The 19,252-nt window shown below is 61.0% G+C and carries 22 protein-coding genes; 17 read left to right on the forward strand and 5 right to left on the reverse strand.

All coding sequences use genetic code 11. The annotated features are described in order from the left end of the window. Positions 1-97 precede the first annotated feature (97 nt). The 15 genes from motA to EKL15_RS13810 all read left to right on the forward strand — a co-directional run bounded on the left by motA (position 98) and on the right by EKL15_RS13810 (position 15,790). Positions 98-988, forward strand: coding sequence for a flagellar motor stator protein MotA (motA, locus tag EKL15_RS13740; RefSeq protein WP_015378266.1), 891 nt, complete (start codon positions 98-100; stop codon positions 986-988). Beyond that, positions 985-2,064 (forward strand): flagellar motor protein MotB, encoded by a 1,080-nt coding sequence (gene motB, locus EKL15_RS13745; protein WP_100395636.1) that lies wholly within the window; start codon positions 985-987, stop codon positions 2,062-2,064. The genes motA and motB overlap by 4 nt, the downstream gene beginning before the upstream one ends. Further along, positions 2,061-4,082: a chemotaxis protein CheA gene (gene cheA / locus EKL15_RS13750; protein ID WP_100395637.1), complete on the forward strand. Its 2,022-nt coding sequence runs from the start codon at positions 2,061-2,063 to the stop codon at positions 4,080-4,082. Before motB ends, cheA begins: the two co-directional genes overlap by 4 nt. A 32-nt stretch (positions 4,083-4,114) precedes the next feature. Beyond that, positions 4,115-4,615, forward strand: a complete 501-nt coding sequence (gene cheW, locus EKL15_RS13755; RefSeq protein WP_025303271.1) for a chemotaxis protein CheW — start codon at positions 4,115-4,117, stop codon at positions 4,613-4,615. Positions 4,616-4,810: 195 nt separating this feature from the next. Next, positions 4,811-6,481, forward strand: coding sequence for a methyl-accepting chemotaxis protein (locus tag EKL15_RS13760; protein WP_070914636.1), 1,671 nt, complete (start codon positions 4,811-4,813; stop codon positions 6,479-6,481). Positions 6,482-6,557: 76 nt separating this feature from the next. Beyond that, positions 6,558-8,174 (forward strand): methyl-accepting chemotaxis protein, encoded by a 1,617-nt coding sequence (locus EKL15_RS13765; RefSeq protein ID WP_047730456.1) that lies wholly within the window; start codon positions 6,558-6,560, stop codon positions 8,172-8,174. Positions 8,175-8,211: 37 nt separating this feature from the next. Beyond that, complete coding sequence (gene cheR, locus EKL15_RS13770; RefSeq protein ID WP_025159837.1) at positions 8,212-9,084, forward strand: protein-glutamate O-methyltransferase CheR; 873 nt, start codon at positions 8,212-8,214, stop codon at positions 9,082-9,084. Beyond that, positions 9,084-10,133, forward strand: coding sequence for a chemotaxis response regulator protein-glutamate methylesterase (locus tag EKL15_RS13775; RefSeq protein WP_015378262.1), 1,050 nt, complete (start codon positions 9,084-9,086; stop codon positions 10,131-10,133). The genes cheR and EKL15_RS13775 overlap by 1 nt, the downstream gene beginning before the upstream one ends. Positions 10,134-10,235: 102 nt before the next feature. Next, on the forward strand, positions 10,236-10,625 hold the full coding sequence (gene cheY, locus EKL15_RS13780; protein ID WP_004934862.1) for a chemotaxis response regulator CheY: 390 nt from the start codon (positions 10,236-10,238) through the stop codon (positions 10,623-10,625). Positions 10,626-10,635: 10 nt separating this feature from the next. Further along, positions 10,636-11,280 carry a protein phosphatase CheZ gene (gene cheZ, locus EKL15_RS13785; protein ID WP_004934858.1) on the forward strand — a complete coding sequence of 215 codons (645 nt, stop codon included), beginning with the start codon at positions 10,636-10,638 and terminating at the stop codon, positions 11,278-11,280. A gap of 125 nt (positions 11,281-11,405) precedes the next feature. Further along, entirely contained in the window at positions 11,406-11,639 is a 234-nt protein-coding gene (vapB, locus tag EKL15_RS13790) for a type II toxin-antitoxin system VapB family antitoxin (RefSeq protein WP_084827643.1), read from the forward strand. Beyond that, positions 11,639-12,037, forward strand: coding sequence for a type II toxin-antitoxin system VapC family toxin (locus tag EKL15_RS13795; RefSeq protein WP_033640020.1), 399 nt, complete (start codon positions 11,639-11,641; stop codon positions 12,035-12,037). The genes vapB and EKL15_RS13795 overlap by 1 nt, the downstream gene beginning before the upstream one ends. 126 nt (positions 12,038-12,163) lie before the next feature. Continuing rightward, positions 12,164-13,315 carry a flagellar biosynthesis protein FlhB gene (gene flhB, locus EKL15_RS13800; protein WP_047730459.1) on the forward strand — a complete coding sequence of 384 codons (1,152 nt, stop codon included), beginning with the start codon at positions 12,164-12,166 and terminating at the stop codon, positions 13,313-13,315. Beyond that, positions 13,308-15,386: a flagellar biosynthesis protein FlhA gene (flhA, locus tag EKL15_RS13805; RefSeq protein ID WP_038876828.1), complete on the forward strand. Its 2,079-nt coding sequence runs from the start codon at positions 13,308-13,310 to the stop codon at positions 15,384-15,386. The genes flhB and flhA overlap by 8 nt, the downstream gene beginning before the upstream one ends. Beyond that, positions 15,386-15,790: a flagellar protein FlhE gene (locus tag EKL15_RS13810; protein ID WP_060420791.1), complete on the forward strand. Its 405-nt coding sequence runs from the start codon at positions 15,386-15,388 to the stop codon at positions 15,788-15,790. Before flhA ends, EKL15_RS13810 begins: the two co-directional genes overlap by 1 nt. 2 nt (positions 15,791-15,792) lie before the next feature. Here the strand turns inward: EKL15_RS13810 and EKL15_RS13815 are convergent, their stop codons facing one another. The 5 genes from EKL15_RS13815 to flgA form a co-directional block, all read right to left on the reverse strand. After that, positions 15,793-16,095 (reverse strand): DNA-binding transcriptional regulator, encoded by a 303-nt coding sequence (locus tag EKL15_RS13815; RefSeq protein ID WP_038876832.1) that lies wholly within the window; start codon positions 16,093-16,095, stop codon positions 15,793-15,795. Further along, the gene (locus tag EKL15_RS13820) at positions 16,092-16,463 is read right to left on the reverse strand and encodes a type II toxin-antitoxin system RelE/ParE family toxin (protein WP_033647787.1); all 372 of its coding nucleotides are present in this window, start codon (positions 16,461-16,463) and stop codon (positions 16,092-16,094) included. The genes EKL15_RS13815 and EKL15_RS13820 overlap by 4 nt, the downstream gene beginning before the upstream one ends. Before the next feature lie 229 nt (positions 16,464-16,692). Then, the gene (locus EKL15_RS13825; RefSeq protein WP_033634998.1) at positions 16,693-17,127 is read right to left on the reverse strand and encodes a flagella synthesis protein FlgN; all 435 of its coding nucleotides are present in this window, start codon (positions 17,125-17,127) and stop codon (positions 16,693-16,695) included. Between the two features lie 40 nt (positions 17,128-17,167). Then, the gene (flgM, locus tag EKL15_RS13830) at positions 17,168-17,479 is read right to left on the reverse strand and encodes a flagellar biosynthesis anti-sigma factor FlgM (RefSeq protein ID WP_019452957.1); all 312 of its coding nucleotides are present in this window, start codon (positions 17,477-17,479) and stop codon (positions 17,168-17,170) included. A 129-nt stretch (positions 17,480-17,608) separates the two neighbouring features. Beyond that, entirely contained in the window at positions 17,609-18,262 is a 654-nt protein-coding gene (gene flgA, locus EKL15_RS13835; RefSeq protein WP_060420907.1) for a flagellar basal body P-ring formation chaperone FlgA, read from the reverse strand. A 160-nt stretch (positions 18,263-18,422) separates the two neighbouring features. On the opposite strand from flgA, the gene flgB reads away from it, so the two are divergent. Further along, on the forward strand, positions 18,423-18,836 hold the full coding sequence (gene flgB / locus EKL15_RS13840) for a flagellar basal body rod protein FlgB (protein WP_033634995.1): 414 nt from the start codon (positions 18,423-18,425) through the stop codon (positions 18,834-18,836). Between the two features lie 5 nt (positions 18,837-18,841). After that, positions 18,842-19,246 (forward strand): flagellar basal body rod protein FlgC, encoded by a 405-nt coding sequence (flgC, locus tag EKL15_RS13845; protein WP_004934826.1) that lies wholly within the window; start codon positions 18,842-18,844, stop codon positions 19,244-19,246. Positions 19,247-19,252 lie beyond the last annotated feature (6 nt).

A 19,252-nucleotide genomic window follows, 5' to 3' on the forward strand; every position in this document is an offset into this window, starting at 1 on the left:
AGGGGCGGCATGCCGCCCCCAGACACGCAGCCTGGTCTGTCGCGCCAGGGCGCGTTTGCCCCACCTTCCATCCACATTGTTAATTTAAGGAATGCGTGTGCTAGTTATTTTGGGTTATCTCGTGGTATTGGGTGCGGTGTTTGGCGGCTACCTGATCGTGGGCGGTCATCTCGGTGCGTTATATCAACCGGCGGAGTTTCTGATTATCGGCGGGGCGGGGGTCGGCGCTTTCATCGTCGGCAACAACGGCAAGGCGATCAAGGCTACGCTGCGCGCGCTGCCGCGGCTGATGCGCCGTTCCAAATACAACAAAGATCTGTACATGGATCTGATGGCGCTGTTGTTCCGCCTGCTGGCCAAATCGCGTCAGCAAGGCATGCTGTCGCTCGAGTTCGACATCGATAATCCACAAGAAAGTGAAATTTTCTCTAATTATCCGCGCATCCTTGCCGATAACACCCTGGTGGAGTTCATTACCGACTATTTACGGCTGATGGTGAGCGGCAATATGAATGCGTTCGAGATCGAAGCGCTGATGGACGAAGAGATCGAAACCTACGAACAGGAAAGTGAAGTGCCCGCCGGCAGCCTGGCGATGGTGGGCGACTCCTTGCCGGCGTTCGGTATCGTCGCGGCGGTGATGGGGGTGGTGCACGCCCTGGCTTCGGCCGATCGGCCGGCAGCGGAACTGGGCGCGCTGATCGCTAACGCCATGGTCGGTACTTTCCTCGGCATTTTGCTGGCCTACGGCTTTATCTCGCCGCTGGCCACGTTGCTGCGCCAGAAGAGCGCCGAAAACGTCAAGATGATGCAGTGCATCAAGGTCACGCTGCTGTCGAGCCTGAACGGTTACGCGCCGCAGATCGCCGTCGAGTTTGGCCGTAAAACGCTGTACACCACCGAACGTCCTTCTTTCGTTGAACTGGAAGAACACGTGCGCCGCGTGAAAGCGCCGGCGCAGCAGGCGACGGAAGAAGAAGAAGCATGAAACAGAATCATCCGGTCGTTCTGGTCAGAAAGCGCAAGTCGCATCATGCCGCCCATCACGGCGGCTCCTGGAAGATCGCTTATGCCGACTTTATGACGGCGATGATGGCGTTCTTCCTGGTGATGTGGCTGCTGGCGATCGCCAGCCCGCAGGAGCTGACGCAAATCGCCGAATATTTCCGCACGCCGCTCAAGGTCGCCCTGACCAGCGGCGACAAGAGCAGTTCCGAAAGCAGCCCGATCCCGGGCGGCGGCGACGATCCTACCCAGCAGCACGGCCTGGTGAGAAAGCAGGTCGACTCGCCGGACTCGCGCGCCGAAGAGCTGCGCCTGAACAAGCTGCGCGAAAAGTTGGACGAATTGATTGAGTCCGACCCGCGCCTGAAGGCGCTGCGTCCGCATCTGTTGATCAACATGATGGACGAAGGGCTGCGCATCCAGATTATCGATAGTCAGAACCGGCCGATGTTCAAAACCGGCAGCGCGCAGGTCGAGAGCTACATGCGCGATATTCTGCGGGCGATAGCGCCGATCCTTAACGACCTGCCGAACAAGATCAGCCTGTCCGGCCACACTGATGATATCCCTTACGCCACCGGCGAGCGCGGCTACAGCAACTGGGAACTGTCGGCCGATCGCGCCAACGCCTCCCGGCGCGAGCTGATCGCCGGCGGCCTGGCGGAAGGCAAAGTGCTGCGGGTGGTGGGCATGGCGGCCACCATGAGCTTGAAACAGCACGGTGCCGATGACGCGATTAACCGTCGCATCACCGTGCTGGTGCTGAATAAGCAAACGCAAGAAGGCATCGAACACGAAAATGCCGAAAGCAACGCGATGGATATCGCCCAGCCGGCTAGCCTGAAGCAGTTGGCGCCGTCGGCGACTGCGCCGGCCAGCCAAACGCCGGAACCCCAGGCGGTAACGCCGACCGATCAAGCGACGCTGCCGCCGGCGGCGGACCCTGTCGCTCAATCGCAGGCATCCCCGGCGATAGCCCCGGCCGGCCAAGCGCCGGAACAACCGGCGGCCGCACCCGCACCGACTAACCGCGACTCACAGCCAGAGGTGACCCCGTGAGCATGGACATTAGCGATTTTTATCAGACCTTCTTTGATGAGGCGGACGAGTTGCTGGCCGACATGGAGCAACACCTGCTGGAGCTGGATCCGCTGGCCCCCGATATCGAGCCGTTAAACGCCATCTTCCGCGCGGCGCACTCGATCAAGGGCGGTGCGGCGACCTTTGGCTTTTCGGTGCTGCAGGAAACGACCCACCTGCTGGAGAACCTGCTGGACGGTGCAAGACGCCAGGAAATGAGCCTGAGCACCGAGATTATCAACCTGTTTCTGGAAACCAAAGACATTATGCAGGAGCAACTGGACGCCTATAAAACCTCGCAACAGCCTGATGCCGAAAGCTTTGAATACATTTGCCAGGCGCTGCGCCAGCTGGCGTTGGAGGCGCAACAGCAGCAGGAGGCGCCTGCGGCTCAACCGGCCGTTCAGCAGCCTGTCGTGAAGCCGGCGGCTGCGCCGGCGGCGATCGAAGGCGGCATGCGCATCAGCCTGAACGGGCTGAAAGCCAGTGAAATCCCCTTGATGTTGGAAGAGCTGGGCAACCTCGGCGAGGTTAAAGACCCTCATCAGACGGAACACAGTCTGGACGTGACGTTGCTCACCTCCGCCAGCGAAGACGACATCAGCGCCGTGCTGTGCTTCGTGCTGGAGCCGGAACAAATCAGCTTCTCGACGCCGACGCAGAGCGAACCGGCCGTTGCAGAAGCGAGCTTACCGGCAGCGGTCGCCGCGCCGGAAGCTGCACCTGCGCCGGTCGCGAACGCCGCGCCGCCTGCCGCCAAACCGGCCGCCGCTCCGGCGGAAGCGCCGAAAGCGCGCGCCAAGGCGAGCGAGTCCACCAGCATTCGCGTGGCGGTGGAAAAGGTGGATCAGCTGATCAACCTGGTGGGCGAGCTGGTGATCACCCAGTCGATGCTGGCGCAGCGCTCCGGCACGCTCGATCCGGTGAACCACGGCGATTTGCTGAACAGCATGAGCCAACTGGAGCGTAACGCGCGCGATCTGCAGGAGTCGGTGATGTCGATCCGCATGATGCCGATGGAATATGTCTTCAGCCGCTATCCGCGCCTGGTGCGCGATCTGGCCGGCAAGCTGAACAAGCAGGTGGAGCTGACGCTGCAGGGCAGTTCCACCGAACTGGACAAGAGCCTGATCGAACGCATTATCGATCCGTTGACGCACCTGGTGCGCAACAGCCTCGATCACGGTATCGAAGAGCCGGGCACCCGCATCGCCGCCGGCAAGTCGGCGGTGGGCAATCTGGTGTTGTCGGCCGAACACCAGGGCGGCAACATCTGCATTGAGGTTATCGATGACGGCGCGGGCCTGAACCGCGAAAAAATTCTCGCCAAGGCCGCGTCGCAAGGGCTGGCGGTGAGCGACAGCATGAGCGATGAAGAGGTCGGCATGCTGATCTTCGCACCGGGCTTCTCCACCGCCGAGCAGGTGACCGACGTTTCCGGCCGCGGCGTCGGGATGGACGTGGTGAAACGGAATATTCAGGAGATGGGCGGCCACGTCGAGATCCGTTCGCAGGCCGGTAAAGGCACCACCATCCGCATCCTGCTGCCGCTGACGCTGGCGATCCTCGACGGCATGTCGGTCAAGGTGAACGACGAAGTCTTTATCCTGCCGCTGAATGCGGTAATGGAATCGCTGCAGCCGCAGGCAGAAGATCTGCATCCGCTGGCCGGCGGCGAACGCGTGCTGCAGGTGCGCGGCGAATATCTGCCGCTGGTGGAGCTGTATCGGGTATTTGAAGTGGAAGGCGCCAAAACCGACGCCACGCAGGGCATCGTCGTTATCCTGCAAAGCGCCGGCCGCCGCTATGCGTTGCTGGTGGATCAGCTGATTGGCCAACATCAGGTGGTGGTGAAGAATCTGGAAAGCAACTACCGCAAAGTGCCGGGCATCTCCGCCGCGACCATTTTGGGCGACGGCAGCGTGGCCTTGATCGTCGATGTCTCGGCGTTGCAAACCTTGAACCGTGAAAAGCGTCTGACGGACGCCGCCGCATAATAATGAGTTTATTGATTTAAAAGGTGAATGATATGGCAGGATTGGCAGCCGTCAGCAAATTGGCTGGCGAAACGGTAGGGCAAGAGTTTCTGATTTTTACCCTGGGCAACGAGGAGTACGGCATCGATATCCTCAAGGTGCAGGAAATTCGCGGCTACGACCAGGTGACCCGTATCGCCAACACGCCGGCGTTCATCAAGGGCGTCACTAACCTGCGCGGCGTGATCGTCCCGATCATCGATCTGCGGGTGAAATTCTCGCAGCAAAGCGTGTCTTACGATGAAAACACCGTGGTGATCGTGCTGAACTTTGGCCAGCGCGTGGTGGGCATCGTGGTCGACGGCGTTTCCGACGTGCTGTCGCTGACCGCCGAGCAGATCCGCCCGGCGCCGGAGTTCGCGGTGACGCTGGCGACCGAATACCTCACCGGTCTCGGTTCGCTGGGCGAGCGCATGCTGATCCTGGTGGATATCGAAAAGCTGCTGAGCAGCGAAGAGATGTCGCTGGTCGACAGCGTGGCGAAAAGCGTCTGATTCATGACCCGAGGGGGCAGGGCGCTGCCCCCTTCATCCATCACTCTTCCTGACCTGTCGCGACGCCGCCGACCGAGCCCGGAACCCCCACTAAAAATAGTTACTTTCCCGCATAAAGTTTTGCCGCACGGCGCCGATAACTCTCACATTCAACGTCATCAGAGCCTGTCTGCGCGGGCTTCAACAAGGGAAATCATGTTAAATCGTATGAAGGTGGTCACCAGCCTGTTGCTGGTGTTGGTGCTGTTTGGCGCCTTGCAGTTGATTTCGGGCGGACTCTTTTTCTCCTCGCTGAAAAGCGATAAGGAAAACTTTACCGTCCTGCAAACTATCCGCCAGCAGCAGCTGCAGCTGAGTGAAAGCCGCGTTGACCTGCTGCAGGCGCGCAACTCCCTGAACCGTGCCGGTATTCGCTACATGATGGATACCAATAAGATCGGCAGCGGCGCCACCATTGATGAACTGCTGGGCAAAGCGAAAGAAGAGCTGGCCGAGGCGGAAAGACACTATGCCGCTTACGAAAAAATCCCTCAGGATCCGCGTCAGGATCCCCAGTCGGCAGAGCGCGTTAAGCAACAGTACGACATTCTGTACGGCGCGCTCTCCGAACTGATCCAACTGCTGGGCGAAGGCAAGATTAACGCTTTCTTCGATCAGCCTACGCAGAGCTACCAGGACAACTTTGAGCAGAGCTACAACGTTTATCTGGAGCAAAACGGCAAGCTGTATCAAATCGCGGTCGACGGCAGCAACAGCTCCTACAACTCGGCCATTTGGACGCTGATCGTGGTTCTGGTGGTGGTGCTGGCGGTGATCGTACTGGCCTGGACCGGCATCCATCATATCCTGGTGCGCCCGCTGAACCGCATGATTGACCACATCAAACAGATCGCCGCCGGCGACCTGACTCAGCAGATCGTCGTCACCAGCCGCAACGAAATGGGCGTGCTGGCGGCCAGCCTGAAACACATGCAAAGCGAGCTGATCGAAACCGTCAGCGGCGTGCGTCAGGGCGCGGACGCCATCTACAGCGGCGCGTCGGAAATCGCCGCGGGCAACAACGATCTCTCCTCCCGCACCGAGCAGCAGGCCGCTTCGCTGGAAGAGACCGCCGCCAGCATGGAACAGCTGACCGCGACGGTGAAACAGAACGCCGAAAACGCCCGTCAGGCTTCACAGCTGGCGCTGAGCGCCTCCGAAACCGCGCAGAAAGGCGGCAAGGTCGTGGCCAACGTGGTGCAGACCATGCACGACATCGCCGGCAGCTCGCAGAAAATCGCCGATATCACCGGCGTGATCGACGGCATCGCCTTCCAGACCAACATCCTGGCGTTGAACGCCGCGGTGGAAGCGGCGCGCGCCGGTGAGCAGGGCCGCGGCTTCGCGGTGGTGGCCGGTGAAGTGCGCAACCTGGCGCAGCGCAGCGCGCAGGCGGCGAAAGAGATCAAAGGCCTGATCGAAGACTCGGTCAGCCGCGTTGATATGGGCTCCGTGCTGGTGGAAAGCGCCGGCGAAACCATGGGCGATATCGTCAATGCCGTTACCCGCGTGACCGACATCATGGGCGAAATCGCGTCGGCTTCTGACGAACAGAGCCGCGGTATCGATCAGGTTGGCCAGGCGGTAGCGGAAATGGACCGCGTGACCCAGCAGAACGCCTCGTTGGTGGAAGAATCCGCCTCGGCGGCGGCAGCGCTGGAAGAACAGGCCAGCATGCTGACCCAGTCGGTGGCGGTATTCCGCCTGAGGTCGGAAGGCCAGGAAGAGTTTAAAGCGCCTGCCACCAGCAAGGCGACGGTAACACCGGTAATCAATCATAAGAAAATGAACGCCAGCGATCTGCAGGATAACTGGGAAACGTTCTGACCGGTATCGGGCCTCTCTCGCAGAGGCCCTTTTCCCTACGTAGGCCGGTCGCCGGCCGGCTGCAAGGAGGTTCACAGTGTTTAACCGAATCCGTATCTCTACCAGCTTGTTCCTGTTGTTGATGACCTTCTGCGTTCTGCAGTTGGCCAGCAGCGGCCTGTCGTATTCCGCGTTTCGCTCCGATAACCACAACCTCGACATCATCACCCTCGGCAGCCAGCAGCGCGATTCGCTCAGCCTGAGCTGGGTGTCGCTGTTGCAGGCGCGCAATACGCTGAACCGCGCCGGCACCCGCGCGGCGCTGAAACTGCCGCAGGAGCAGGTGAACGAATTGATGAGCAGCGCCCGCAGTTCGCTGCAGAAGGCCGATCTCTATTTCAATCAGTTCATGGCGGTTGAGCGCAGCAGTGAGCAACAGAGTCAGCAGACGGCAACGACCAAGGCCAGCTACGAGCGGCTGCGCGGCGCGCTGCGCGAGCTGATCGGCTTCCTGGAGAAGGGGGAGCTGCAGGCATTTATGGATCAGCCGACGCAGAAAACCCAAGACCTGTTCGAGGCCGACTTCGTGCAGTACCTGCAGCTGGTCAACGGCGACATCAGCGAAGCCAGAGACGCCAACCAGTTCTCCTTCACGCTGGCGGGCCTGATGCTGGCAGGGGCGGTCTTGATGCTGATCGTGGTGACCGGCAGCGCCATGTGGTGGTTGCGTACCATGCTGGTGCAGCCGCTGAACCAAATCCGCAGCCACTTTGAACGCATCGCCGCCGGCGATTTGGCGACGCCGATTCAGGTGTATGGCCGCAATGAAATCAGCATGCTGTTCGCCAGCCTGCAACGCACGCAGCAGTCGCTGATCGGCACCGTCGGCGCCGTGCGCGACGGGGCGGAGTCGATTCTGATCGGCCTGCAGGAGATATCCGAAGGCAATAACGATCTCTCTTCCCGCACCGAGCAGCAGGCCGCTTCGCTGGAAGAAACCGCCGCCAGCATGGAACAGCTGACCGCCACGGTGAAACAGAACGCCGACAATGCGCGGCAGGCCTCTCAGCTGGCGCGCGACGCCTCGGCCACCGCGGCCAAGGGCGGCGAACTGGCCGGCGACGTGGTGACCACCATGCACGATATCGCCAACAGTTCGCAGAAAATCGGCGCCATCACCAGCGTGATTGACGGCATCGCTTTCCAGACCAACATTCTGGCGCTCAATGCGGCGGTGGAAGCGGCGCGCGCCGGTGAACAGGGGCGCGGTTTCGCCGTGGTCGCCGGCGAAGTGCGCAACCTGGCGAGCCGCAGCGCGCAGGCGGCGAAAGAGATCAAGGTGCTGATCGACGAATCGGTCAGCCGCGTCAAACACGGCTCGGTGCTGGTGGAAAACTCCGGCGCCACCATGCAGGACATCGTGCGTTCGGTGACCCGCGTGACCGACATCATGGGCGAGATCGCGTCGGCTTCGGATGAACAGAGCCGCGGCATCGAGCAGGTGACGCAGGCGGTGACCCAGATGGATCAGGTCACCCAGCAGAACGCCGCGCTGGTGGAAGAGTCCGCTTCAGCCGCCACCGCGCTGGAAGAGCAGGCCATTACCCTGGCCGACGCGGTCGCGGTATTCCGTCTGGCGGACGATAACTTCGTCGCGCCAGGTAACAGCAACAACGCAGTTTCACCCGTGGTAAAGGAAGCCCAAGATTGTTAAACCGCATAAGCAGCACGTTTTTCCCCGGTGAGGTGGCATGAAACAGGCGCCGTCAACTTCTAACCGGGATACTGCGTCGATGTTGACGCAAATGGTGCAGCGCCTGCCGCTGTCGGACGTGCATTTTCGCCGTATCAGCCAGTTGATTTATCAACGCGCCGGCATTGTGCTGGCGGAGCATAAGCGCGAGATGGTTTACAACCGCCTGGTGCGCCGTTTGCGGCTGTTGGGATTGCACGATTTCGGCGACTACCTGGCGCTGCTGGAAAGCGACCCGAACAGCGCGGAGTGGCAGGCGTTTATCAACGCGCTGACCACCAACCTGACGGCCTTTTTCCGCGAGGCGCATCACTTCCCGATCCTGGCGGAGCACGCGCGCTCGCGGCCGAACGGCTACAGCGTCTGGAGCACCGCGGCCTCGACCGGCGAAGAACCGTATTCGATCGCCATCACGCTGAGCGATGCATTGGGCCAACGGGCCGGCAGTTGCCAGGTTTGGGCCAGCGATATCGATACGCAGGTGCTGGAAAAAGCGGAGGCGGGCGTTTACCGCCAGGAAGATCTGCGCACCCTGACGCCGACCCAAATGCAGCGCTATTTTCTGCGCGGCACCGGGCCGCATCAGGGGCTGGTGCGCGTGCGGCCGGAGCTGGCGGCGCGGGTGAACTTTCAGCCGCTGAACCTGCTGGCGCCGGAGTGGGCGCTGCCGGGGCAATTCGACGCCATTTTTTGCCGCAACGTCATGATCTATTTCGATAAGGCGACGCAGGAGCGCATCCTGCGCCGCTTCGTTCCCTTGCTTAAGCCGGGGGGGCTGATGTTTGCCGGCCACTCCGAGAATTTCAGCCAGATCAGCCGGGATTTCTACTTGCGTGGGCAGACCGTGTATGGGCTGACCAAGGAGAGGTAATGAGTAAAATCAGAGTGTTATGCGTAGACGATTCGGCACTGATGCGCCAGCTGATGACGGAAATCGTGAACGGCCACGCCGACATGGAGATGGTGGCGACCGCGCCGGATCCGTTGGTGGCGCGCGATCTGATCAAAAAATTTAATCCTCAGGTGCTGACGCTGGACGTCGAGATGCCGCGCATGGACGGGCTGGATTTCCTCGAGAAGCTGATGCGCCTGCGGCCGATGCCGGTGGTGATGGTCTCTTCGCTGACCGGCAAAGGCTCGGAAATCACGCTGCGCGCGCTGGAACTGGGCGCGGTGGACTTCGTGACCAAACCGCAGCTCGGCATTCGCGAGGGCATGTTGGCCTACAGCGAGCTGATTGCCGAGAAGATCCGTACCGCCGCCAGAGCACGCCTGCCGCAGCGTTCCAGCAGCCCGGCGCCGGCGATCCTCAGCCATGCGCCGCTGCTGAGCAGTGAAAAACTGATCGCCATCGGCGCTTCCACCGGCGGCACCGAAGCGATCCGCCAGGTGCTGCAGCCGTTGCCGGCAACCAGCCCGGCGCTGCTGATCACCCAGCACATGCCGCCGGGTTTCACCCGTTCGTTCGCCGAGCGGCTGAACAAGCTGTGCCAGATCACGGTGAAAGAAGCGGAGGACGGCGAGCGCGTACTGCCGGGCCACGCCTACATCGCTCCGGGGGATCGTCACCTGGAGCTGACGCGCAGCGGCGCCAACTATCAGGTGAAGCTGCATGACGGCCCGGCGGTCAACCGCCATCGCCCCTCGGTCGACGTGTTGTTCCGCTCGGTGGCGCAATATGCCGGCCGCAATGCGGTGGGCGTGATCCTCACCGGGATGGGCAACGACGGAGCGGCGGGGATGCTGGAGATGCACCGCGCCGGGGCCTATACCCTGGCGCAGAACGAGGCGAGCTGCGTGGTGTTCGGCATGCCGCGCGAGGCGATCGCCAGCGGCGGCGTCAGCGAAGTGGTCGAGCTGGACAGGATGAGCCAGCGCATGCTGGCGCAGATCGCCGGCGGCCAGGCATTGCGCATTTGATTTTAGTCCGCAGGGTCTTCCCGGCGGCGATATGACCCAGGTTCGCCGCGCGGCGGCCTGCGGTTTTGCATCATTAAACGGTTAACTATTTCAGGAGTAACAATGGCAGACAAGAACCTCAGATTTCTGGTTGTGGACGATTTCTCCACCATGCGCCGCATCGTCAGAAATTTGCTCAAAGAGCTGGGCTTCAACAACGTCGAAGAAGCTGAAGACGGCGCGGATGCGCTGAACAAGCTGCGCGCCGGCGGTTTCGACTTTGTGGTGTCCGACTGGAACATGCCGAACATGGACGGGCTGGAGCTGCTGCAAACCATCCGCGCCGATAGCGCGCTGGCCGCGATGCCGGTACTGATGGTGACGGCGGAAGCCAAGAAAGAAAATATCATCGCGGCGGCGCAGGCCGGCGCCAGCGGTTATGTAGTGAAACCTTTTACGGCGGCAACGCTGGAAGAAAAGCTCAACAAGATTTTTGAAAAATTGGGCATGTAAGGAGAGGGCGATGAGAGACATTCCAATGCCTGCCAGCGATGCAGCGACCGCGGGAGAGATCATCTCCCGCATCGGCCAACTGACCCGAATGCTGCGCGACAGCATGCGCGAACTGGGGCTCGATCAGGCGATCGCCCAGGCGGCAGAGGCGATCCCGGATGCGCGCGACCGTCTTGACTATGTCGTAACCATGACGGCGCAGGCGGCGGAACGGGCGTTGAACTGCGTGGAGGCGGCGCAACCGCGCCAGGCGGAGCTGGAATCCGGCGCAAACGCGTTGAAAGGGCGCTGGGACGAGTGGTTCGCCAACCCCATCGAACTGGACGACGCGCGTTCTCTGGTTAACGACACGCGCCAGTATCTGGATCAGGTGCCGGGCCATACGGCCTTCACCAATGCCCAACTGCTGGAAATCATGATGGCGCAGGACTTCCAGGATCTGACCGGCCAGGTGATCAAGCGCATGATGGACGTGGTGCAGGAGATCGAAAAGCAGCTGCTGATGGTGCTGATGGAAAACATGCCGGAGCAGCCGGTGAAGGAAAAACGGCCGAACGACAGCCTGCTGAACGGCCCGCAGCTCGACCAGAACGGCGTCGGCGTGATCGCCAACCAGGCGCAGGTCGACGATCTGCTCGACAGCCTCGGTTTCTGAGGCTTTTCGGGGCGCGCGACGGCGCGCCCCGAAAGTTGCGCGGTGTCCCGCAAAGATTAATGTATATAGCATTGCTATATACATCATGGCGGTTATAATTTGTACTCCAGTTAAAGGAGGTCGCCATGACGTTAGGTTCTGTCTTTACCAATAATCGGACACAGGCTGTACGCTTGCCTGCAGAGGTGCGTTTCCCTGATACCGTTTCTAAAGTGACCGTCCGCGTAGTGGGCAAAGAGCGCATTCTTGCCCCCCTGGAGAATACCTGGGATAGCTTCTTCTCTGCGGAAAATGAGGTGAGCGATGATTTCCTCAATGAACGTGCCGGGCAGCACCAGCGCGAGCGGGAAGATTTTTGATGTTCAGCCATATGCTGGACACCAACATTGTTATCTATGTCATTAAGCGCCGCCCGCTGGAAGTGCTGGAGGCATTCAATCGCTATGCAGGTAAAATGGTCATTTCGTCGATCACCTATGGCGAATTGGTTCACGGGGTGGAGAAAAGCGCTCGCCCAGCGGTGAACGCCAGAGTCGTTGAGGATTTTGTCTCCCGATTGGACATTCTCGATTACAGCGCCAAAGCAGCATCGCACTACGGCAACATCCGCGCTGCGCTGGAACGCCAGGGAACGCCTATTGGCGTAAACGATCTACATATCGCCGGCCATGCGCGCAGCGAAGGATTGATCCTGGTGACCAATAATCGACGCGAATTTGAGCGCGTTGAGGGTTTGCGGCTGGAAAATTGGTTGTAACCTCTCCCTGATGGTCTCATCCCCTAAATAACCCGCCTTTTCCCCCGTTGTTCCGTCAATGACATCGCCAATTTTTTGGCATGCTGACCGCCATTCTTTACCCTCTCGACACAGGAACGGCGTTTCGTGGCTGAAGACAGCGATCTGGAAAAAAGCGAGGCCCCCACGCCCCACAGGCTGGAAAAGGCGCGTGAAGACGGCCAGATCCCGCGTTCCCGCGAACTGACCTCGGTACTGATGCTGCTCTCGGGCCTCGCGATCATCCTGATGTCCGGCAGCAACATGGCGCAACAGCTGGCGGCGATGCTCACGCAGGGGCTGAACTTCGACCATGGCATGGTCAGCAACGATAAACAGATGCTGCGCCAGCTGGGCATGTTGCTGCGCCAGGCCGTACTGGCGCTGTTGCCAATCATGGCGGGGCTGGTGCTGGTGGCGCTCGCCGCGCCGATGCTGTTGGGGGGCATTCTGTTCAGCGGCAAGTCGATCAAATTCGATTTGAAACGGCTGAACCCGTTGTCCGGGTTGAAGCGCATCTTTTCCAGCCAGGTGCTGGCCGAGCTGCTGAAAGGGATCCTGAAAGCGACGCTGGTCGGCTGGGTGACAGGCCTCTATCTCTGGCATAACTGGGCGGCAATGCTGCATCTGATGACCCAGCAGCCGCTCGACGCGTTGGGCAATGCGCTGCAGATGATTCTGTTCTGCGGTTTTCTGGTGGTGCTGGGATTGACGCCGATGGTGGCGTTCGACGTGTTCTACCAGCTGTGGAGCCACTTCAAAAAGCTGAAGATGACCAAGCAGGATATTCGCGACGAATTCAAAGACCAGGAAGGGGACCCGCACGTTAAGGGACGTATTCGCCAGCAGCAGCGGGCGATCGCCCGGCGCCGCATGATGGCCGATGTGCCCAAGGCGGACGTGATCGTCACCAACCCGACGCACTACGCCGTCGCGTTGCAGTACAACGACAAAAAAATGAGTGCGCCGAAAGTGCTGGCCAAGGGGGCCGGCGAAATCGCCTTGCGCATTCGCGAACTCGGTGCGGAGCACCGCATCCCGATGCTGGAAGCGCCGCCGCTGGCGCGTGCGCTGTATCGACACAGCGAGATTGGACAACATATTCCGGCCACCCTGTATGCCGCGGTCGCCGAAGTGCTGGCCTGGGTGTACCAACTGCGCCGCTGGCGGCGCGAGGGCGGCCTGATCCCGAAAAAACCTGAACGTTTACCGGTGCCGGAAGCACTGGATTTTGCAAGAGAGAGTGACTCTGATGGCTAATTTGGCCTCCCTGCTTCGTTTGCCGGGCAATTTTAAAGATACGCAGTGGCAGGTGTTGGCCGGCCCGGTGTTGATCCTGTTGATCCTGTCGATGATGGTGCTGCCGTTGCCGGCGTTTATCCTCGACCTGCTGTTTACCTTCAACATCGCGCTGTCGATCATGGTGCTGCTGGTGGCGATGTTCACCCAGCGCACGCTCGAATTCGCCGCCTTCCCGACCATTCTGCTGTTCTCCACGCTGCTGCGTTTGTCGCTCAACGTCGCGTCCACGCGCATCATCTTGCTGGAGGGGCACACCGGTTCCGCCGCCGCCGGCCGCGTGGTGGAGGCCTTCGGGCACTTCCTGGTGGGCGGCAACTTCGCCATCGGTATCGTGGTGTTCATCATCCTGGTGTTGATCAACTTCATGGTCATCACCAAGGGGGCCGGGCGTATCGCCGAAGTGGGCGCGCGTTTTGTCCTGGACGGCATGCCGGGTAAACAGATGGCGATCGACGCCGATCTGAACGCCGGATTGATCGGCGAGGACGAAGCGAAGAAACGCCGCGCCGAAGTCACCCAGGAGGCCGATTTCTACGGCTCGATGGACGGTGCCAGTAAATTCGTGCGCGGCGACGCCATCGCCGGCCTGATGATCATGGTGCTGAACGTGGTCGGCGGCCTGTTGGTCGGCGTGGTGCAACACGGCATGGAGCTGGGGGCGGCAGCGGAAAGCTATACGCTGCTGACCATCGGCGACGGCCTGGTGGCGCAGATCCCGGCGTTGGTGATCTCTACCGCCGCCGGCGTTATCGTCACTCGCGTCGCGACCGATCAGGACGTCGGCGAGCAGATGGTGGGCCAGCTGTTCAACAATCCGCGCGTGATGCTGCTGAGCGCCGGGGTACTGGGGCTGTTGGGCCTGGTGCCGGGCATGCCGAACCTGGTGTTCCTGCTGTTTACCGCCGCTTTGCTGGGCCTGGCCTGGTGGCTGCGCGGCCGTGAACAACAGGCACCGAAAGCGGTGGAGGCGCCGGTGATGCCGGACAACCCGCAGGCCGCCGAAGCCAGCTGGGCCGACGTGCAGTTGGAGGATCCGCTGGGGATGGAAGTAGGCTATCGGTTGATTCCGATGGTCGATTTTCAACAAAACGGTGAGCTGCTGGGGCGTATCCGCGGTATTCGCAAGAAATTCGCGCAGGACATGGGGTATCTGCCGCCGGTGGTACACATTCGCGACAACCTGGAACTGCCGCCTGCCAGCTACCGCATCCTGATGAAAGGCGTCGAGATCGGCAGCGGTGAAGCGCAGCCGGGCCGCTGGCTGGCGATCAACCCCGGCAATGCCGTGGGTGAGCTGGCGGGAGACAAAACCGTCGATCCGGCCTTTGGGCTCGAGGCGGTGTGGATCGACAGCGCCTTGCGCGAGCAGGCGCAGATCCAGGGCTTTACCGTGGTGGAAGCCAGCACCGTAGTGGCGACGCACCTCAATCACCTGATCGGCCAGTTCGCCAGCGAGCTGTTTGGCCGCCAGGAAACCCAACAGTTGCTGGATCGCGTGTCGCAGGAGATGCCGAAACTGACCGAAGACTTCGTGCCGGGTGTGGTATCACTGACCACGCTGCACAAGGTGCTGCAAAACCTGCTGGCCGAGCGTGTTTCTATCCGCGATATGCGCACCATCGTCGAAACGCTGGCGGAGCATGCTCCGGCGCAAAGCGATCCTTATGAGCTGACCACCGTGGTGCGGGTAGCGCTGGGCAGGGCGATCACGCAGCAGTGGTTCCCGGGCAACGGCGAGATTCAGGTCATCGGTTTGGATACCCAACTGGAGCGCCTGTTGTTGCAGGCGTTGCAGGGCGGTGGCGGCCTGGAACCGGGGCTGGCCGATCGCCTACTGGATCAGGCGCGCCAGGCGCTGCAGCGGCAAGAGATGCTCAGCGCGCCGCCGGTGCTGCTGGTCAACCATGCGCTGCGGGCCTTGCTGGCGCGCTTCCTGCGCCGCAGCCTGCCGCAGATCGTGGTGTTGTCCAACCTCGAAATCAACGACGATCGCCAGATTCGCATGACGTCGACCATTGGAGCCGCCTGATGAAACGCTGTCTGTTCGTGTTGTGTTTGCTGGCGCCGTTAACCGCCGGTGCGGTGTCCGGTTCCTGGGTGGCCGAAGGGGGGGGCGTGACGTTGGAACAGGGCGGCATGCGCGATGAGTCCGCCGGTTTGCGGCCGCCGAACGCGTTGCCGGATGCCAATGCGCGCATCACCAGCGTCAGCTGGCGCTACCGTTTACTGGGGCCGGAGCCGGTCGGGCTGCAGGCCCAGCTGTGTACGGTGAACCGCTGCATTCCGCTCGGCGGCGGCAGCGGCAGCAGCAACGGTTTGCAGGGCGAACCGGCCAATGCGGAATTGCGCTTTGTCTATTACGTGCAGTCGCAAGGCGGGTTGAATCCGCCGCTGCGCGTGATTGGCAATCAGGTCATCGTCAATTATCAGTAGGGTCAGGCCAGAATTTGCAGGCCGTTGCGTTCCACCAGTGACAGCAGCTTCATTGCGGCGGAGTTCGGTTGCGCTTCGCCGCGCTCCCATTTTTGTACCGCCTTTTTACTGACGTTGAGATACAGCGCAAACACCGGCTGACTGACGTTTTCCCGTTCGCGCAGCGCGCGGATCTCGGCCGGCCCGAACTGTTTCACCGGCCGCAGACACAGCATGTCGAAGGTGCGCATGGTCACGTCGTCGACGAAACCGGCGCGGTGCAGGCCCTGAACTTCCTGGTGGATCGATTTCAGCATCTTGCTCATAGTTGTAACCTTATTAATTCCCCGCAGTTGACCAGCTGATACAGTCTGAATGGTGAATAATCCAGATACAGCGCCGCCAAATGCCGCCAGGAAATTAACTCATCCTGATTGATGTTGTCTCTTTCGTTTTTGGCAAAGCCATACATGAAAAAGATCCTGCCTTCATCTGCCGTTGCGATTAATACCCGATACCCGCGCCGTTTTCCACTCCCCATCCGGGCGATGCGTTTTTTGTAAACGCAACCACCGAGATTGGCGTCGTACAACTGATTTTGCATCTCTCGCGCCGCTTTCACTATCGTGGCGTCACTGATGCGTTCGTCGCCGGCAAATGTCTGGAAGGCTTTTGTGAGATAAATGTCGGTCATTCACTCTCCGTGTGAAAATATACCCTTAGTGGGTATAGATCAAGATGTTTAACGACCGAGCTAAGATGACGAAAGAGGGAGTGATGAGGAACAGGCAAATATCCGTTCTGCGCAGCCTGGCGCATAACGTTAAGGGAATTCAGAAAGCGATAAGAAGAAAATGCGAGAGGGCGCGCATAGCCGGGTAAACCCGCGCCCGGTGGTGCGCACACCGGGCGAAATCAGGGGGTTAGACGCCGATTTTTCTGCCGAGCAGGCTGCCGGCGTGCGACTGGCCGTCCGGGCCATACAGCGATTTGTTGTTCTTGCTGAGGATCGCCAGCGCCTGAGCGTTATGGTCGATCTGCTGATTGAGCAGCAGGCCATTGTGCTGATTCTTCTCGCGCAGCGTTTGGCTCAGCAGCTGAACGCGTTGCCAGCGATCGGCCAAGGGCGCATGGCTGGCGTAGGGCGCGCGTTGCCCGCAGGCTTTTTCCTGCCCCAGACGCTGTTGTTCAAGGTAGGCGACCGTCGCCAGCAGTTGGCTTTTGGCATCGGTTACGCGCTGCAGCGCCACGCCGGGCAACTGGCCGGAACACAGCAAGTCGTGCTCTTCCTCCAGCACGCCATTGAGCGCCTGCAGCGTTTCCAACAGTTTATCCAGCAGTTGTGCCAGGTTTTCCATAGTGATGACTTATCCTTTACCGCTACTCGCCGCCGCGCCGTCAGTCGCGCCCGGCGATCCATTGAATGTCGCTCTGCGCGTCTTGCAGCAGCGCGTCGGCGATTTTGCCGGCGTCCATCTTCAGTTCGCCGTTGCGGATCGCCTGCTTGATGGCCTCGACCCGGCCCATATCGATATCCTGGGTGCCCGGCTGCATCAGGCGCGCCTGCGCCTCGCTCAGTTTGACCTGCGTGCCGCTGACGGCCGTTTCGGCCACGGCGGCCTTACGCGGTTGGAGCGGGTTGTCGGCCGGGGTTTCACGCGGTTGCACAGTGGAAACCGGCTGTAACCGCTGGGTGCGATCGATACTCATGGTCCATCTCCGTTTACGCCGTGACCGCTCGGGGGCGACGACGCTGCAATGAAAGTTTTGCGGCCCTGGTGGCCAATAAAATGCTGCTTGATTTGTCTTATCGGCAAGGTTTGCGGAACCTTTACTTTTTTATAACGTAATGCGAATCGCGCCGTCGTCCCCGACCACGCCGCTGACGATCTGCCCGGACGCCATGCGCACGCGCACGCTGTCTTCGGCGGCGGCGTTGTTCATCGCCTTGCCCGCACCGCTGATGTTGAACCCTTCGCCCTGCGCGGTGACCTGTACCGGTTGCCCGGCTTTGATAATCCAGGCGCGGCGCAGCATGGCGAGGGTCAGCGGTTGGCCGGGGCTGATATTGCGCAGGCTGACGGCGCCTAACGCTTTGCCCGCTTCGGTCAGCGCGCGCGGCGGCAGGGTATCGAGCCGGCCTTCCTTCAACGCCAGATCCGCCGCGGTCAACCGGCTGCCGGCGCTGATGCCGCGCGCCGAAACCAGATAGCGGCCGAACACCTGCACCTGCGTCTGGATAAAACGCCGCTCCTGGCCACAGCGCGCCGAAATGCTGACGTTGCCGCCGATCCGCGCGTTGGGCGGCAGCGACAGCTGGGGCAGTTCGCAGGCGGGCCATTGGGCCGGCGGCGTGCGCACCCGCACTTTCACCTGTACCGGCTCGCCGGTGAACTTGCCTTTGATGAAGCTTTCGATTTGCGTCGCCAGATCGTCGGCGCGCGCGTTCAGACTGCACAGCAGGCCGATAAGCAGCAGCATTTTACCTTTCATCGTCATCTTCTCAAGCTTCATCGGGATACGCGTAAGTGTACCCGCAGCGCGCGCAGGCTAAGCAGATAAATAGCGCCCCATTTTGCGTCTATTCCCGCGATAGGGTGGCGCTGGGGACGTTTATCCTGTCGACTCCAAATTCTAACCTCGCGGAGGGAGCATGCTCGACAAACTGGACGCGGCTCTGCGCTTTGGCCAAGAGGCGCTGAACTTGCGCGCCCAGCGGCAGGAAATTCTGGCCGCCAACATCGCCAACGCAGACACACCGGGTTATCAGGCGCGGGATATCGATTTCGCCAGCCAATTGAACAAAGTGCTGGAACAAGGGCGCGTCAACGGCAACGGCATGTCGCTGAACCTGACGGCGGCGCGCCACATCCCGGCGCAAACCCTGCAGCCGCCGCAGCTCGATCTGTTGTACCGGGTACCGGACCAGCCGTCGATGGACGGCAACACGGTGGACATGGATCGCGAACGCACCAACTTTGCCGATAACAGCCTGAAATATCAGACCGACCTGACGCTGCTCAACGGGCAGATCAAAGGGATGATGTCCGTGCTGCAACAAGGATAAGGCGCATGTCTTTACTGAACATTTTTGATATCTCCGGCTCGGCGTTATCGGCGCAATCCCAGCGCATGAACGTCAGCGCCAGCAACATGGCCAACGCCGACAGCGTGACCGGCCCGGACGGCGAGCCTTACCGCGCCAAGCAGGTGGTGTTCCAGGTCGCGGCGGCGCCCGGGCAGCCGACCGGCGGCGTGCGCGTCGCCCAGGTGGTGGACGATCCGGCGCCCGAGCGTCTGGTGTACCAGCCGGGCAACCCGCTGGCGGACGCCAAGGGCTACGTGCGCATGCCGAACGTCGACGTCGTGGGGGAAATGGTCAACACCATCTCCGCTTCCCGCAGCTACCAGGCCAACGTCGAGGTGCTCAACACCACCAAGTCGATGATGATGAAAACCCTGACGCTGGGTCAGTAACCGGAG

The organism is Serratia sp. 4542, assembly GCF_016805595.1.
GTDB classification, from domain to species: domain Bacteria; phylum Pseudomonadota; class Gammaproteobacteria; order Enterobacterales; family Enterobacteriaceae; genus Serratia; species Serratia nevei.

Coding starts and splice junctions, on each gene's coding strand:
- motB (WP_100395636.1), top strand. CDS start 985: ATGAAACAGAATCATCCGGTCGTTCTGGTCAGAAAGCGCAAGTCGCAT.
- cheW (WP_025303271.1), top strand. CDS start 4,115: ATGGCAGGATTGGCAGCCGTCAGCAAATTGGCTGGCGAAACGGTAGGG.
- EKL15_RS13760 (WP_070914636.1), top strand. CDS start 4,811: ATGTTAAATCGTATGAAGGTGGTCACCAGCCTGTTGCTGGTGTTGGTG.
- cheR (WP_025159837.1), top strand. CDS start 8,212: ATGAAACAGGCGCCGTCAACTTCTAACCGGGATACTGCGTCGATGTTG.
- EKL15_RS13775 (WP_015378262.1), top strand. CDS start 9,084: ATGAGTAAAATCAGAGTGTTATGCGTAGACGATTCGGCACTGATGCGC.
- cheY (WP_004934862.1), top strand. CDS start 10,236: ATGGCAGACAAGAACCTCAGATTTCTGGTTGTGGACGATTTCTCCACC.
- cheZ (WP_004934858.1), top strand. CDS start 10,636: ATGAGAGACATTCCAATGCCTGCCAGCGATGCAGCGACCGCGGGAGAG.
- vapB (WP_084827643.1), top strand. CDS start 11,406: ATGACGTTAGGTTCTGTCTTTACCAATAATCGGACACAGGCTGTACGC.
- EKL15_RS13795 (WP_033640020.1), top strand. CDS start 11,639: ATGTTCAGCCATATGCTGGACACCAACATTGTTATCTATGTCATTAAG.
- flhA (WP_038876828.1), top strand. CDS start 13,308: ATGGCTAATTTGGCCTCCCTGCTTCGTTTGCCGGGCAATTTTAAAGAT.
- EKL15_RS13810 (WP_060420791.1), top strand. CDS start 15,386: ATGAAACGCTGTCTGTTCGTGTTGTGTTTGCTGGCGCCGTTAACCGCC.
- EKL15_RS13815 (WP_038876832.1), bottom strand. CDS start 16,095: ATGAGCAAGATGCTGAAATCGATCCACCAGGAAGTTCAGGGCCTGCAC.
- EKL15_RS13820 (WP_033647787.1), bottom strand. CDS start 16,463: ATGACCGACATTTATCTCACAAAAGCCTTCCAGACATTTGCCGGCGAC.
- EKL15_RS13825 (WP_033634998.1), bottom strand. CDS start 17,127: ATGGAAAACCTGGCACAACTGCTGGATAAACTGTTGGAAACGCTGCAG.
- flgM (WP_019452957.1), bottom strand. CDS start 17,479: ATGAGTATCGATCGCACCCAGCGGTTACAGCCGGTTTCCACTGTGCAA.
- flgA (WP_060420907.1), bottom strand. CDS start 18,262: ATGAAAGGTAAAATGCTGCTGCTTATCGGCCTGCTGTGCAGTCTGAAC.
- flgB (WP_033634995.1), top strand. CDS start 18,423: ATGCTCGACAAACTGGACGCGGCTCTGCGCTTTGGCCAAGAGGCGCTG.
- flgC (WP_004934826.1), top strand. CDS start 18,842: ATGTCTTTACTGAACATTTTTGATATCTCCGGCTCGGCGTTATCGGCG.